Genomic DNA, 15,090 nt, shown 5'->3' on the forward strand with positions numbered 1-15,090 from the left:
ATGCAAATTCTGACGGGCAATGAGCTGACTTCGGGCGGGACGGTCTATCTCGACGCCACAGGCCGGTGGGTCGAAGACCTGCAGGCGGCGCATGTATTCGGGGCAGAAGAACTCGCCGAACGTGACGCTGCGATCGCCGCGACCAAGGGCACTGGCCGCATTGTCAGTGTCGAAATTGAAGACGTAACACTTGATGGCGTGGTGCTTGTTCCCAAGCGTCTGCGCGAACGCATCCGGGCAGCGGGTCCCACCGCGCCTTTGACTTTGAACGGCGAGATCTACGACCGCCAGCATCTGGGTGAGGACGGTCATGTATCGATATGACGAATTTGACGCCGCGTTTGTCGCGGGTCGTACGGCGCAGTTCTCCGATCAGGTCCACCGTCGCCTTTCGGGCGAGTTGAGCGAAGACCAGTTCCGCCCGCTGCGGCTGATGAATGGCCTCTATCTTCAACTGCACGCCTATATGCTGCGCGTTGCGGTGCCTTACGGCACGCTGTCGAGCAAGCAGATGCGCAGGCTGGCCCATATTGCGCGCACCTATGATCGTGGCTACGGCCATTTCACCACGCGCCAGAACATCCAGTATAACTGGCCCAAGCTCAAGGATGTGCCGGTTATCCTTGAGGAGTTGGCGAGCGTGGAAATGCACGCCATCCAGACGTCCGGCAATTGCATTCGCAATGTGACGACGGACCAGTTTGCTGGCGCCGCCGCCGACGAGATCATTGATCCGCGTCCGGTTGCCGAGATCATTCGTCAGTGGTCGAGCCTGCACCCCGAGTTCAGCTATCTGCCGCGCAAGTTCAAGATTGCCATGACCGGCTCACCCAATGACCGGGCCGCGATCCGTTTCCACGATATCGGCCTGCAGGCTGCGGTGAACGCTGCAGGCGATATCGGCTGGGAAGTATGGGTTGGCGGTGGTCTGGGCCGGACGCCAATGATCGGCAAGCTGCTCAACAGCTTCGTGCCAAATGAGCATCTGCTCGCCTATCTTGAGAGCATTATGCGCGTCTACAACCGCTATGGTCGGCGCGACAACAAGTACAAGGCGCGCATCAAGATCCTGGTGCACGAAGAGGGCCTTGAGACGATCAAGGGGCAGGTCGAGACCGAATTTGCCGAGGTGCGTGGTGGTGTCCTGACCCTGCCGCAGGCCGAGCTTGATCGCATCACCACCTATTTCGCGCCGCCTGCGTTCTCCGACCAGTCGGGCAATACCGTGAACGTGGCCTATCAGTCGATCATTGATCCCGCCTATGGCCGCTGGCTCGACAACAATTTGAACGCCCATAGCCAGCCCGGCTATGCCTCGGTCACCATTTCGCTCAAGCCCGTTGGTGGCGCCCCGGGCGATGCGACCGATGCACAGATGGACGTCGTGGCCGATCTGGCCGAGCGCTATTCGTTCGATGAGTTGCGCGTGACCCACGAACAGAACCTGGTGCTGCCCCATGTGGCCGTCGCCGACTTGCGCGCTGTCTATGATGCGCTGGTGCAAGCCAAGCTTGCTGACGGCAATACCGGTCTGATCACGGACATGATCTGCTGCCCGGGTCTGGATTTTTGCGCCTTGGCCAATGCCCGTTCGATCCCCATCGCGCAGGAAATCTCGCACAAGTTTGCCGCGCCGGAGCGTCAGGCGGAAATCGGTGATCTCAAGATCAAGATTTCAGGCTGCATCAATGCCTGCGGTCATCACCATGTTGGCCATATCGGCATTCTGGGCGTGGAGAAGAAAGGCGGCGAACTCTATCAGATCACGCTTGGCGGCGACGCAACTGAACAGGCTTCCGTCGGCAAGATCATCGGGCCCGGCTTTGAAGCTGATGCGGTTCCCGGCGCGATCGAGAAGCTGGTCGATACCTATATTGCTCAACGTCAAAGCACTGAAGAGAGCTTTATCGAGGCGTATCGTCGCCTGGGTGAGGCCCCCTTCAAGGAGGCTCTGTATGGCGCAGCCTAAAGCCGCCCACGTGCCTGCTGTCCACGACAAGCTGCGGGCACTGGGCATTCTGGCGCTCAATGGGATGTTCGACGAAATGGATGCGGTTGGCGTTTTGCGCCAGGCCGCAACCGATGTGCTGCCCGGTGATCTGGCGATTGTTTCGTCGTTTGGCGCGGATTCGGCCGTGCTGCTGCATCTGGTGGCCCAGGTCGATCCGAGCCTGCCGGTCTATTTCCTGGAAACCGGCAAGCATTTCGTTGAAACGCTGGACTATGTCGAGACGCTGAAAAAGCATCTGGGACTGATCAATGTCCACGCGATCCATCCCAATTCCGAGGATGTTAAGCGCTTTGATCCGGCGGGCACGCTGTGGGAAACCGATCCAGACAGCTGCTGCCATATTCGCAAGACCGAGCCGCTGGAGCCCATCACCGAGCAATATGCCGGCTGGGTGACAGGTCGGAAGCGCTTTCAGACCAAGGAACGCGGTGTGCTGCCGCATTTCGAGCTGACAAGCGATGACCGCATCAAGGTCAACCCGCTGGCCTATTTCAGCGATGCTGACGTCAATCAATACAAGATCGAGCATGCCTTGCCCGAGCACCCGCTGTTCGCTAAGGGCTACAAATCAATCGGTTGCGCGCCCTGCACCTCGGTGGTTGCCGAGGGTGAGGATCCGCGTGCCGGACGCTGGCGCGGCCTCAACAAGCAAGAGTGCGGTATCCATTTCGATTTCAACGGAGCGATTGCCTCTCCCATGACAGCTTCCAAGCGACATACCCTCTGGAAGGACGGCGCCTTCATGGCTGACCCGTTCCGTGCCTGGAGCGAAGAGAGCGATGCAGCAACGGCCAGCTATACCCATGTGCCGCTGCCCGTGTTTGTTGCCAATCGTGATGCGTTCCTGGCCAACCCGCACCCTCTTGGGCTGCAGGTGTCACCTGGCGATCGGATCGAGGATGTCGAAGCTGATCTGGGGCGCTTTGCCTCGATTGCCATCACGTTCCCTGCCTTCACAGACGGTCGCGGCTATTCAACAGCACGTCTGCTAACTGAACGCTACCAGTACGCTAACGAGATCCGGGCTGTTGGTGACGTGTTGCAGGACCAGATTCCGCTGATGCGCCGCTGCGGGGTCAATGCGCTGGTGGTGACACACGAACCCACACGCGACGCCCTGGTGGAAAACCGGCTTCCCGAAGTTGGCATTTTCTACCAACCTGTTGGCACTGCAGAGGTGCCAGTCGGTACGCGCCCCTTCCTTCGCCGCGTCTCCTGATATAAGCGGAGCTTGGTGGTCAGGGTTTACCACCAGGCATGACGAATTCCCTGTAATTTGAGGGCGGTGGCCCTCCAGATGGACTTGAGATCAATGAGCACTGAAATCACCACTGATGTCGTCGTGATCGGCGCGGGCCCCTGCGGGCTGTTTGCTGCGTTCGAACTCGGACTGCTTGACCTCAAATGCCACTTTATCGACATTCTGGACCGCCCCGGTGGGCAGTGCGCGGAGCTGTATCCGGAAAAACCGATCTACGATATTCCGGGCTTTCCCGTGGTGACCGGCCAGGCACTGACCGACAATCTGATGGCGCAGATCGCGCCGTTCGCGCCGGAATTCCACTTCAATCGGATGGTCAACTCCATCGAGAAGCAGGAAGACGGCTCGTTCAAGCTGGCAACCGATGCTGACGAGATCTTCAATACCAAGGTTGTGGTGATCGCTGCTGGCGGTGGCTCGTTCCAGCCCAAGCGCCCACCTGTCGAAGGCATTGAAGCTTTTGAAAACAAGTCCGTATTCTATTCCGTCCGCAAGATGGATGACTTCCGCGGCCAAGACGTTGTGATCGTTGGCGGCGGTGACTCGGCGCTCGACTGGACGCTGAACCTGCAGCCCATCGTGCGGTCGCTGACGCTTGTGCACCGCCGCGATGCCTTCAAGGCAGCACCCGCCTCGGTCAACAAGATGAAGGATCTGGTTGCCGAAGGTAAGGTGAACTTCCAGCTCGGCCAGATCGCCAAGCTCGATGGCGAGGACGGGCAGATCAACCATGTGCATCTGACCACTGCAGCCGGCGATCTTTCGGTGCCGGCCACGCGCCTGCTGCCCTTCTTCGGCTTGACCATGAAGCTTGGTCCCGTTGCCGATTGGGGCCTTGAACTCAACGACAACACCATCGTGGTGGACACCGAGAAGTTCGAAACCTCGGTTCCCGGTGTCTTTGCGATTGGCGACATCAATTCCTATCCGGGCAAGCTCAAGCTGATCCTGTCGGGTTTCCATGAAGCGGCGCTGATGGCGCAGGCTGCCAAGGCAATCGTCGCACCGGGCGAGCGGGTGGTGTTCCAGTACACGACCAGCTCGACCAAGCTGCAGAAGAAGCTGGGCGTTGCCTGATGAAAATCCACGTCACTGACCAGGCTGGTGAGCAGCACGAGCTCGAAGGGCTCGAGGGCTGGCGGGTGATGGAAGTCATTCGTGACTGGGGCCTAAACATCAAGGCCGAGTGCGGTGGCGCGCTGAGTTGTGCCACCTGTCATGTCTTTGTCGACAAGGACTGGACCGAGATTGTCGGTTCGCCCAGCGACGAGGAAGAGGATATGCTCGACAGTGTCGGTGACGTCCGCGAGAATTCCCGCCTGAGCTGTCAGATCCTGATGAGTGACGCACTTGATGGTCTCAAGCTCACGCTCGCACCGAGCGCGGCCAAGGACTGAGCTAGCGTTCAATTTCTGTTCGTCGGGTTCGAGAAGTTTAACCTCTATCGGCTAGTGTGATCATAGCGTCGCCCTGGTTTTTTAGAGCGTAATTATATGACCGCGAATAGTTGTGCCGGGTGTCGCAATGCCGACGCCAACTCGTTTGAAATTCCCTTCACCATGGCTTTTCAGCCCATAGTGGACGTCTCGGCCAATCGGGTCTGGGGCTATGAGGCGCTCGTGCGCGGCCTTGCGGGCGAGAGCGCTTTCGACGTGCTTGGTCAGGTAACCGAGAAGAACCGCTACGCATTTGATCAGGCCTGCCGGGTCAAGGCGATCGAGCTGGCCGGCACACGCATCGGCGATGTTGACGCCAAGCTGAGCATCAATTTCATGCCCAATGCGGTTTACGAGCCCAAGGCCTGTATTCGCGCAACGCTGGAAGCTGCATCGCGCATGCAGTTTGATACGCGGCGCCTGATGTTCGAATTCACAGAGAATGAACGCATGGATGATGTTGGCCATATCGGGCACATCGTTTCCGAGTATCGCCGCATGGGTTTCACGACCGCGCTGGACGATTTTGGAGCCGGCTATGCCGGGCTGTCACTGCTGGCCAAGTTCCAAACCGATCTGATCAAGATCGATATGGAGCTGCTGCGTGGCGTCGATACCTCCCCGGTCAAGCAAACCATTATTCGCGGACTTGTCGGCATGGCTGGTGAGCTTGGCATCACCCTGCTGGCCGAAGGCGTCGAGACAGAGGCGGAACTGACCATCCTCAGGGCCGCCGGCATCAAGCTGTTTCAGGGATACTATTTTGCCCGGCCACAGGTGGAGGCCTTCCAGACCATGACCGATATGGCGCTGGCAGCTTAGGGCGCCTTGGCGTTGTCGCTGGCAAGCTTGGTCAGTTCGGGGATAAAGTCGCGCACCATGGGTTGCGGCTGGGTCTCAAAGGGCAGGGGGCGGACAACGCGCATGGCGGCAATGCCAACGCGTACCGTCATCAAACCATTGACCACCCCTTCGCCGAGGCGGGCTGACAGCTTTGCCGCCAGACCCTGCCCAACCAATTGCTCGACCAGCCCATCTGTGAGCACCAGCCCGCCTGTGACGGCCAGATGGGTCAGAATGGTGCCCGTTAGCCTCCAGAAGCCAAAGAAGCCGGGACGGGCGCCGTAGAGCGCCGCAATAGCCCCTGCGAGCCGGACGCTCTCATAGATCACGAATGCAATGTCGACCAAGGCTCGTGGTGAGACCGCGGTGACCAGCGCTACTCGTCGTGCCGACGCCGCAGTCAGCGTCTTGGCGCGCGCGTCCAGTGGTGCCATCAGATTGCGCTCGGCCAGCGCCACAATTTCTTGCCCATCGAACAGGTGCGGCAGATGGTCGGCAACATCCTGACGCGCTCTGGCCTGATCAGGGCGAGCGGCGTAAATGCCAAGCAGCTTGTCCACCACAAGCTTGGCGCGGCGCTGGTCGTTATCGGCGGTCGCCCGCGCCGCATCGCGCTTGAGCGCGTCCAGCATATGCAGTCGCCGAAGGGCAAAGACTTCACGGGTAGCCAAGGCGATCACTGCGACAACAAAGGCGGCGAGCACGCTCAGGCCGACCCAGCCCAGCCATGGGTTGGCGGCAAACAGATCCCGGATCAGACGGTCTGCCGCCAGACCCAGACCCGCCGAGACCAGGATGCCACTGCTGGCCCAGGCGAGGCGGCCCCACCAGCTCATGCGTTTGGGTGGTGGCGCGACAAGCGTTTCCTCGGGCTCACTATCAAAAGGCGTATCGGTCCGGTCCACGGCTGTGGGGGCAAAGGCACGCGGCGCGCGGACGATTGGGGTTTCATCGGCCTTGTCTGGCGTTACGGTCGGGCGTGCGATAGGGCGTTTCATGCGAGCCAGTCTCCCACCAGATAGTCGAGGGCGCGGTCAAACCGGATATGGGGCAGAACCACATCGCCACTAGCATTGCGATCCAGTTCTTGCGGCGGGGTAAAGCGCAGGAAATTCAGTGCGACCGGGTTGCCGTCCTCGAACAATGAGTCAGGCCGTTCTGGTAAGTCGCCGGGAAACAGGGCGATTTCGGTTTTTCCGTCATAGGTCATGCCGTCCAGTTTCTCGCCCTCAATGGGCGTGCCAACGATAGCGTTGAGCGTCTGGCCGCCCTCTGAGATCGATCCTTCATGGGTGGCCCGGATACCTGCGAGCGCCATGGACCGGGTGTCCGTACCAGCAAAGCGCGCGCGTTTAGTCGCGTTGGACACAAGGCGATTGAGAATGGCCTGCAGCCGGTCATGGCTGGTGTGGTGCACATGGTCGGCTTTGGTCGCGGCAAACAGGATGCGGTCGATGCGTCGGGCAAAGGGGCGTAGCAGGGGATTGGTTTCGCCTTGCCGGAAGCAGGACAATACGGAGGTCAATGCCGTTTCGAGATCTGCCACGGCGGCTGGGCCGGCGTTGAGCGCGCGCAGGGTGTCTACCAGCACGATCTGGCGATCAAGGCGCGCGAAGTGGTCGCGGAAGAACGGGCGCACCACTTGCGCCTTATAGGCCTCGAAACGATGCTCAAGCATAGCGTAGAGGCTTGTGCTGCGCGGGGTGTGGCTGGGAGCGGGCAGGGGCGCAAAGGTCAGCGCGGGTGATCCCTCAAGATCGCCGGGGAGCAGAAAGCGTCCGGGGGGCAAGGTGGAGAGGGCACCATGTTCGCGACTGCGGCGCAGATAGTCTGTGAAGGCGGTGGCCAGTCGCTCTGCGTCGGGGTCATTGGCTTCTGCCAGCGGGTCAATAGCGGCAAGTTGATCGAGGAACGGGGTGGCCTCTTTGCCCGAACCGGGGCGACGGGCCCGTTCAAGCGCCTCGGCGCTCCACTCAGCGAAGCTGAGCCCGAGCAATGGCAGGTCGAGCAGCCATTCGCCGGGGTAATCGACAATGTCGAGATTGAGCGTGGAGGGACCACGCAGGCTTGAGTACCAGTTTCTGGACTGAAATTTGAGCACGATGCGCAGCTGGGATATTCGCCGGGTCCCTTCGGGCCAGGCCGGGTGCTTGCCGGTCAGGGCGTCCAGATGCTGCTCGTAGGTAAAGCGCGGAATTGTAGCGTCAGGGTATTCGGCCAGTCGCGCTCCGATGAAACGGCCTTCAGCCAACGGCGTGAAGCCAGGCATACGGCCGCCGGTCAGCAGATTATGCACAAGGGCCGTGATGAAAATGGTTTTGCCAGCGCGGCTCAGCCCTGTAACGCCAAGCCGCAATGTGGGGGTAAATGCCCCGGTCGCGGCATCGGCCATATTGGACAGGGCAATGCCCAGTTCGTCGACGATGGTCGTTGGAGTTTGGGGCACGCGCTACTCTTTCAATGCACTGGAAAGATAGGGATTCGTAGCGCACGTTCAAGCGCTGATGGATAGGCACAGAGTGCGTGCGCATCTTGTGAGATTGTTAAATTCCCCTGCGGTATTCTGCGGGCTTGTTTTTGTATCCAGAGCGTAGCAGTGGCGGCGCCAAAGTGTTGTTGTCATGCGTAATTCTGCTCTTGCCCAGATAGATCCCCAAAGTTCGCGTTCCAATGACTCCTCATCGGCTCTGCAACTGGCTGTTGCTGAGCATCTTGTGCAGTTGGGGTGTTTGTCAGTTTTGGATCTGGCAGAAGCGACAAGACAGAGCGCTGAATGGGGGCACGGGCTATCCCACGTACTGATAGCTGGCGGCCATGTCCGTCGCATACAGTACTATCAGGCGCTGGCAGACGTGTCCGGTGTACCGTTCGTCAACCTGCTCGAACTGCCAAGCGATCCGAGCGTGGTCGAGGCCGCAGACAGGTTCGATTACACCGAGCGCAATGTCACGCCCTGGCGCATGAATGGGGGACGGATGCTGGTGGCGACCACTAGCATTACTGATGAAGTACGCGCCTGGGCCTGGTCGCGATACGGCGACGCCTATGACTTTGTGATCACCTCGCCCTACGACATTCTGTGGCAGACACAGACACTGTTTCGTGATCATGACAGCCACAAGGCGCGTGAAGGTCTCTATGAGTGGAAGCCGCAGCATTCGGCCAAATTCACCGTTACCAAGGCACAGAAAGTAACAGTGCTCATCTGCCTGGTCGGGTTGGTTCTGGCGCTTGTCATTGCGCTGCTGCCAACCGCGATCGCGCTGATGTCAGCGGCGACGGCCCTTTACACGCTGACCTTCGTTTTCAAGTTCATTTTGACTTGGGTGGGCGCGAGCCGACGGGCGGATATCGCGATCTCCGACGAGGCAGTGGCCAGTCTGGTGGACCGCGATTTGCCGGTCTACACCGTGCTGGTGCCGATGTATCGCGAAGCGCGGGTCTTGCCGCTGCTCGCTCAGGCGCTCAAGGGGTTAGACTATCCTGCCTCCAAGCTCGAGGTGAAGCTGGTCCTGGAAGAGGACGATGATGAAACCATCAGCGCGGCCAAAGAGCTGGATCTGCCCGGCAATTTCGAAATCATTCGCGTGCCGCCAAGCCAGCCCAAGACCAAGCCGAAGGCCTGCAATTACGCGCTGCAGTTTTGCCGTGGTGAATATCTGACGATCTATGATGCCGAGGATCAGCCGGAGCCGGATCAGCTGAAAAAGGCCGTGCTTGCGTTTCAGACGGCCGAGGACAGTCTGGTCTGCGTGCAGGCGCGCTTGAACTATTTCAACCGCGGTGAGAACTGGCTGACCAAAATGTTCACGCTGGAATATTCCCAGTGGTTCGACTTCCTGCTGCCCGGGCTGGACGCTCTCAACGTTCCGATTCCATTGGGCGGGACATCCAACCACTTCAAGCTGGCAGCACTGCGTCAGGTCAATGGCTGGGACCCCTATAATGTAACCGAGGATGCCGATCTGGGTATTCGTCTGGCTCAGGAAGGGTTCACCGTAGGCGTGATCAACTCCACGACCTATGAAGAGGCCAATGGGGTGATGTCGAGCTGGGTCAAGCAGCGCAGCCGCTGGATCAAGGGCTATATGCAGACCTGGCTGGTGCATATGCGCGATCCGGTTCACCTCTATCGCTCGATCGGCCCGGTGGGGTTTTTCAGCTTCCACTTTTTCATCGGCGCACCGGCATTTACTGTGCTGCTCAATCCGATCCTATGGGCCATTACACTGTTGATGTATGGCGCCAAGCTTGAGCCGTTTGGCTGGCTGTTTGTCGAGCCGTTCGGCACGCTGGCGCTGTTCAATCTCGTCGTCGGTAATCTGTTTCTGGTCTATTTCGGCGTCGTGGCGGCGCTCAAGCGTCGCTATTACGATCTGGTCGTGGTGGGCCTGACGCTACCCTTTTACTGGGTGCTGCACTCAGTCGCCGGCTACAAGGCGCTCAAGCAACTGATCACCAATCCCCATTACTGGGAGAAAACCGAGCACGGTACATCCTCGTTCACGCAGGCCAAGCTGGACGACGCACAGAAGAAGCGTGCCACATGAGTGCGATGTCAGCATCATTGCCGCGTATCGTGCCTAAGAAGACATGGGTCCGTCCCGCTGCGATCGGTCTGCTGACCGCTATGGTCCTGTTGCTGCTGGGTGGCAATCTGGCAGGTAATGGGGCACTCGAGCGTTCGGTTGCCGCCCAGGACATGCTGTTGCGATGGGAGCAGGGGAGCCTGCTGCAGGGACTGATTGACTGGCTGGCAGGCTGGTTTATCGGCGTTGTTGACCAACGGACCGCGCTGGCGCTGATCTACATCACCGTGGCCGCGGTCGGCGCAGCCGCGCTGTTCCGCCAACTGCGTACCAGTGACTGGCCTCTGGTGCCCGCCGTGCTGGCACTCCTGCTGGTGGTGTCGCATCCCATGCTCCTGCAAACCGTCACGACGGCGGGGCCTGAATTTCTGATAGTCATCGCGACGGCGCTGCTTATTCCCGGACGACGGGGACTTGAGGCCGTCGGCGACGCGCAGTCGGTCATCAATTACGGGCTTATCCTGCCGCTTTTGCTGATGGCGGGGCCGTCGCTGGCAGCGCTCATTCCATTTTTACTGCTGGCTGTACCGCTGAGCGATCCAGAAGCGCGTCGCCGGCCCAGAGCCTTTCTGGCCATGTTGCTGGTGGGGATTGTCCCGGTGCTGATCATCGTGTTGGGGGTGATCGTTATTGCAGCGCGGAGCGGTATCGGACCCGGAGCCCTGATCGCGCCATTCATGCGGGCCTTTGAGGCGCAACAGTCGCCGCTCATGGGCCCAGTTGCGCTAATGGCGCTCAGCGCGCCTGTGGGGTTCGCTGTCTTGTTGCATGCGGTTATTCCGGATCGTCGCCGCAAGGTTTTCACAAGCGCCATGGTGGCGGTGGTGCCGCTCTATCTGGCGGTTGGCAACAGCCTTTTTGCCTTCAATCTGTCGCCGTGGCTGCCAGCAGTCGCTCTTATGGCGGCCGCTTTGGGCTGGCTGGCTGCAACGCGTATCCGGTCCTGGATGCACTGGCTCGTGTTGCTGCTGCTGCTGGCGGGGTCGGCGGCAAGCTGGTGGCTTGCACCACACTGGTCGCAGCCGGGCTGGCTGGACGGGCTGATGCCCATCCAGCTGTTCGGGTGGCAGGTCGGCTAAGCGCCAGTCTTGCTGGTTTCGTAGCCGATCTCGGCCATGTCGTACGGCGTGGTCTGGTAGATCTCATTGATCCAGTTCTGGAACAAGAGATGCGCGTGGCTGCGCCAGCGGTTTTCCGGCGTGGCTGTAGTGTCGCCATTGGGAAACAGATTGGCCGGTGGCGGGGTTGTCAGACCTGCCGAAATGTCCCGATCATACTCGTCGGCAAGGGATCGATTGTCATATTCGAGATGGTTCAGGAAATGCACGGCCCGGTGTTTTTCATCGCCCAGCATCGAGATGCCGATATCGGGATTATCGATGAGCACTTCGAGGTCCGGCCCCAGCGTGGTGCGGTCAATGTCGTTGTAGCGCGAGACCGGGATCATCGGGCTGTCGGAAAAACCGCGCAGATAGGGCGAGCGGGTGTTAACGACCTCGTGCCGGAACACGCCAAATGCCTTCTCAGCCATGCGGTAACGCTTGGTGCCGTGGAAGTGGTGCAGTGCTGCCTGAGCGCCCCAGCAGATGAACATGGTATGGTGCACATTGGTCTGTGTCCAATCCATGATATCGAGCATTTCGGGCCAGTAACGCACCTCCTCAAAAGGGATGTTGGCAATGGGTGCACCGGTTACGATGAAGCCGTCGAACTTGCGGTTCCGGACCTCTTCCCAGGTGCTGTAGAAAGAGTTGAGATAGTCCTCGGGCGTGTTCTTGGACTGGTGTTCGGTGACCCGCACCAGAGTTAAATCTACCTGGAGTGGGGTGGAGCCGATTAACCGGGTGAACTGGGTCTCGGTGCGCTCCTTATTGGGCATCAAATTGAGCAGGCCGATTTCGAGCGGGCGAATATCCTGCCGCGCGGCGCGGCTGGAATCCATGACATTGACGCCCTCGTCTTCGAGGGTTTTGCGGGCGGGCAGGTCGTCGGGAATTCGGATAGGCATGGCAGCCTCTTAGCTGGCGATCATCACAATACGATTCAAGCGGGGCGCGCCTCCAAAAATGGAGAACGCGCTAGCGCATTCGCTTGTCGATGGCCGCTGCCATCAGGTCGATGAATTCGTCGCCGTCACGCACCAGAGCGAGATCGGAGGCTTCCACCACATAGCCGAAATTGTCGGCCAGCATCTGGTAGCGAGGCAGGCGGTCATGCAACAGCGCCTCAAATCCCCAGGCGCCGAAGCCAGTGGGGTCGACGTCACTGTCTTCCAGGATGCCGTGGATCAATTTGTACTCGGCCCATTTCTCAACGAGAAACTGCGGCGGGTAGTACATTGGCTTGGGGCTCTTCTTGAACCGACGGATCAACTCGGCGGCGTCCGAGCCAGTGCCGCGGATGTAGAGCAGGGTGGTCGCGCCGGCCAACGTCTTGATCACGGGGTCTTCGGGATCGGCCGGATCGACAACCTCGATCAGCGAGCCGCCCGTGTCGGCGATGAAATTGTCATAGCCATAGAGCGCCTTGGCACGCTCGACGAAGTGGGGCACATCGTGCAGCGCGGCAATCTCGGCAACGCGGTGCTGCTCCTGGCGGCGCTGATATTCGGCCAGCGGCAGGCCATGCTTGTCTGGGTCGCCGGGCGTCCCCAGGTAGCTTGAAAGCGGGTCAAGGTTCTCGAACGTCAGGTTCGAGGAGATGTAAATCGAATCCGACCGCAGCAGGTCCGCGAGAAACGGGACCTTCATTGCTTCGCGCTTGAAATTGTCGACGATGGCTTCGCCCATATAGCGCGTACCGATGCGGTAATCGGCCGAGTAGTGAAACCAGTTCGACGCGCGCAGCATAGCCGAAAGCCGCGTCTTGCCGACGCCGGCCATACCAAACACCGTCACGGCGCGGTTTGGTGACTTGATGAATTCATCGGCAGACTTGAACAGCATAAAACGCCCCGGACTTCAGGCCTTTCCCAATAATGCAAGCGCCCCCGCTTCACAAGCGGGCGGCAATTTCTGCCGGATGCTCGGACTCAATTGCCGGTTATGGCAGGCGCCGTCGCGAGGTTTGCCAAAATTACCCAATGGATTCAACGGACAAAGGAGTTGGCATCGCGCTTGCATTGATAGTGGGGAACGCGTCGCAGGGCGCAAACGAGGTTTACGGAGTATCTCATGGGCATTTATGGCGCTCTTTCCAGTGCGGTGACGGGTCTGCGGGCCCAGGCGCACGCGTTGGAAAACATTTCGGGCAACATCGCGAACTCGCAGACGACGGGTTACAAGCGCATTGAGACCGATTTCCTCGATCTGATCCCTGATGCGCCGCTCAAGCGCCAGGTTCCGGGTGCAGTGCTGGCGCAATCGCGCGGCACCAATGAAGTGCAGGGTGACATCAAGACCGTGTCGAACGAGACCTTCGTGGCGCTCAATTCGAACGGCTTCTTTGTGGTTGAGCCCAAGATCGGGCAGTCAGACGGCAATTCGGTGTTTGCGGGTACCAATTTTTACACCCGTCGCGGCGACTTTGAGATCGACAAGGACGGTATGCTCGTCAATGGCGCCGGCTACTACCTCAAGGGCCTGCCTATCGATACCACTACCGGCAATATTTCGGGTTCCGTGCCTGAAGTCATCAAGCTGTCCAACGCCTTCCTGCCTGCGCAGGAGACCAACCGGATCAATTATCAGTCCAACCTGCCGCAGTTGCCCAAGACGACGGCCTACAACGCGACCGTCTATAACAGTGAACTGCTGGAGCCGAACAAGTATGCCGGCTATGCCGGGGCATCGACTGCCGCAAATATGGCTGGTGGTGCGCTGACCGGCACTGACGGTGCCGCTACAGTCTTCAACGTTGGCGAAACAGTCAGTCTGAACGTGAATGGCACGGCGGTGACGTTTGAGTTTACCAATGGCGGTGCCGCTGCCACCGGCAATCAGGCCATCGACATCACGACTGCTCCGGCGCAGGTCGCGACTGTTCTGGCAACTATGCAGGCCTCGTTGCGCTCCGCAGGTGGTCCCGCAGCTTCCAGTGCCATTGTCGATATCAATGGTGGTAATCTACGGATCAACCTTGGTACCGATTACCACGCCAAGTTCTCGGTAACCGGCGGCACGGCCGCACAGTTGACTGCCCTGGGCCTGACAAATCCGAGTGCATCCACTGTGCCTACACGTCCTGCCGTGACCACGATTGCAGCGAGCGATGACACGCTGTTCAAGTCGAACTCCGTCGCTGGTGGCGCCATCACGGTCTATGCATCGAACGGTGCGCCAGCCAACGTGCAGATGCGCTGGGCCAAGATCGACAGTGCTGCTTCTGGCGGTTCCGATACGTGGAACCTGTTCTACATGTCGGATAGTGCTGCCACCGGCAGTTCGCCGATGTGGACCAATACCGGTCAGACCTACACCTTTGGTGCAGATGGCTCGCTGGTGGCGCCTGGCGTCTCCACGACCACGCTGAACAATCTGACAATCAATGGTGTCGCCATTGGCAATGTCGAACTCAAGCACGACACCAACGGCGTCTCCCAGTTTGCTGACGTGAACGGCACGGTGAATGTGTCGACACTGAACCAGAACGGTTACGGCGCCGGTGAATTCGTCTCGGTGGCCATCAATGATAGCGGTCGTGTGGTCGCTACCTATTCGAATGGTGAGCGTATCGACATGGCGCAGGTGGTGACGGCCGAATTCAACGCCATCAACCAGCTCAAGCGTCTGGACGGCGGCGTGTTCGCTACCACATCTGAATCGGGTGAAGCGATCCTCGATCTGTCCGGTTCGGGCATCATCGGCGGCTCGCTCGAAGCATCCAATACCGACATTTCGGACGAGTTCACCAAGCTGATCGTGACGCAGCAGGCCTATGCCGCTGGCACCCGCATCGTCACCGCAGCGGACAAGATGCTGCAAGAAGCACTCAACATGATCCGCTAGGCGG

The 15,090-nt window shown here is 59.6% G+C and carries 13 protein-coding genes; 9 read left to right on the forward strand and 4 right to left on the reverse strand.

All coding sequences use genetic code 11. The features are described from left to right. From KD146_RS04090 to KD146_RS04115, 6 genes are all read left to right on the forward strand, one after another. Positions 1–324 (forward strand): DUF2849 domain-containing protein, encoded by a 324-nt coding sequence (locus KD146_RS04090; RefSeq protein WP_212657462.1) that lies wholly within the window; start codon positions 1–3, stop codon positions 322–324. Beyond that, the gene (locus tag KD146_RS04095) at positions 311–1,969 is read left to right on the forward strand and encodes a nitrite/sulfite reductase (protein ID WP_212657463.1); all 1,659 of its coding nucleotides are present in this window, start codon (positions 311–313) and stop codon (positions 1,967–1,969) included. Before KD146_RS04090 ends, KD146_RS04095 begins: the two co-directional genes overlap by 14 nt. Beyond that, on the forward strand, positions 1,956–3,230 hold the full coding sequence (locus tag KD146_RS04100; protein ID WP_212657464.1) for a phosphoadenylyl-sulfate reductase: 1,275 nt from the start codon (positions 1,956–1,958) through the stop codon (positions 3,228–3,230). Before KD146_RS04095 ends, KD146_RS04100 begins: the two co-directional genes overlap by 14 nt. A 93-nt stretch (positions 3,231–3,323) precedes the next feature. Further along, positions 3,324–4,349 (forward strand): NAD(P)/FAD-dependent oxidoreductase, encoded by a 1,026-nt coding sequence (locus KD146_RS04105; RefSeq protein WP_212657465.1) that lies wholly within the window; start codon positions 3,324–3,326, stop codon positions 4,347–4,349. Continuing rightward, on the forward strand, positions 4,349–4,669 hold the full coding sequence (locus KD146_RS04110) for a 2Fe-2S iron-sulfur cluster-binding protein (RefSeq protein ID WP_212657466.1): 321 nt from the start codon (positions 4,349–4,351) through the stop codon (positions 4,667–4,669). Before KD146_RS04105 ends, KD146_RS04110 begins: the two co-directional genes overlap by 1 nt. A gap of 96 nt (positions 4,670–4,765) precedes the next feature. Next, on the forward strand, positions 4,766–5,530 hold the full coding sequence (locus KD146_RS04115) for an EAL domain-containing protein (protein WP_212657467.1): 765 nt from the start codon (positions 4,766–4,768) through the stop codon (positions 5,528–5,530). On the opposite strand, the gene KD146_RS04120 is transcribed toward KD146_RS04115, so the two are convergent. Together KD146_RS04120 and KD146_RS04125 are read right to left on the reverse strand one after the other, a co-directional pair. After that, positions 5,527–6,549: a YcjF family protein gene (locus KD146_RS04120; protein WP_212657468.1), complete on the reverse strand. Its 1,023-nt coding sequence runs from the start codon at positions 6,547–6,549 to the stop codon at positions 5,527–5,529. The genes KD146_RS04115 and KD146_RS04120 overlap by 4 nt on opposite strands. Further along, complete coding sequence (locus KD146_RS04125) at positions 6,546–7,943, reverse strand: YcjX family GTP-binding protein (protein ID WP_212659103.1); 1,398 nt, start codon at positions 7,941–7,943, stop codon at positions 6,546–6,548. The genes KD146_RS04120 and KD146_RS04125 overlap by 4 nt, the downstream gene beginning before the upstream one ends. A 337-nt stretch (positions 7,944–8,280) precedes the next feature. On the opposite strand from KD146_RS04125, the gene KD146_RS04130 reads away from it, so the two are divergent. Both KD146_RS04130 and KD146_RS04135 read left to right on the forward strand, forming a co-directional pair. Beyond that, entirely contained in the window at positions 8,281–10,101 is a 1,821-nt protein-coding gene (locus tag KD146_RS04130; RefSeq protein ID WP_212657469.1) for a glycosyltransferase family 2 protein, read from the forward strand. Beyond that, positions 10,098–11,219: a hypothetical protein gene (locus KD146_RS04135; protein WP_212657470.1), complete on the forward strand. Its 1,122-nt coding sequence runs from the start codon at positions 10,098–10,100 to the stop codon at positions 11,217–11,219. Before KD146_RS04130 ends, KD146_RS04135 begins: the two co-directional genes overlap by 4 nt. Here KD146_RS04135 and KD146_RS04140 read toward each other — a convergent pair. Together KD146_RS04140 and KD146_RS04145 are read right to left on the reverse strand one after the other, a co-directional pair. Then, complete coding sequence (locus KD146_RS04140) at positions 11,216–12,148, reverse strand: homoserine O-succinyltransferase (RefSeq protein ID WP_212657471.1); 933 nt, start codon at positions 12,146–12,148, stop codon at positions 11,216–11,218. The two genes, KD146_RS04135 and KD146_RS04140, sit on opposite strands and share 4 nt — an antisense overlap. A gap of 70 nt (positions 12,149–12,218) precedes the next feature. Next, a complete protein-coding gene (locus tag KD146_RS04145) occupies positions 12,219–13,085 on the reverse strand; it encodes an ATPase (RefSeq protein WP_212657472.1) in 867 nt (288 codons plus the stop codon). Positions 13,086–13,313: 228 nt separating this feature from the next. On the opposite strand from KD146_RS04145, the gene KD146_RS04150 reads away from it, so the two are divergent. Continuing rightward, a complete protein-coding gene (locus KD146_RS04150; protein WP_212657473.1) occupies positions 13,314–15,086 on the forward strand; it encodes a flagellar hook protein FlgE in 1,773 nt (590 codons plus the stop codon). The last annotated feature ends 4 nt before the right edge of the window (positions 15,087–15,090 follow it).

The sequence above is a fragment of the Devosia litorisediminis genome (genome assembly GCF_018334155.1).
Taxonomy (GTDB): Bacteria; Pseudomonadota; Alphaproteobacteria; order Rhizobiales; family Devosiaceae; genus Devosia; species Devosia litorisediminis.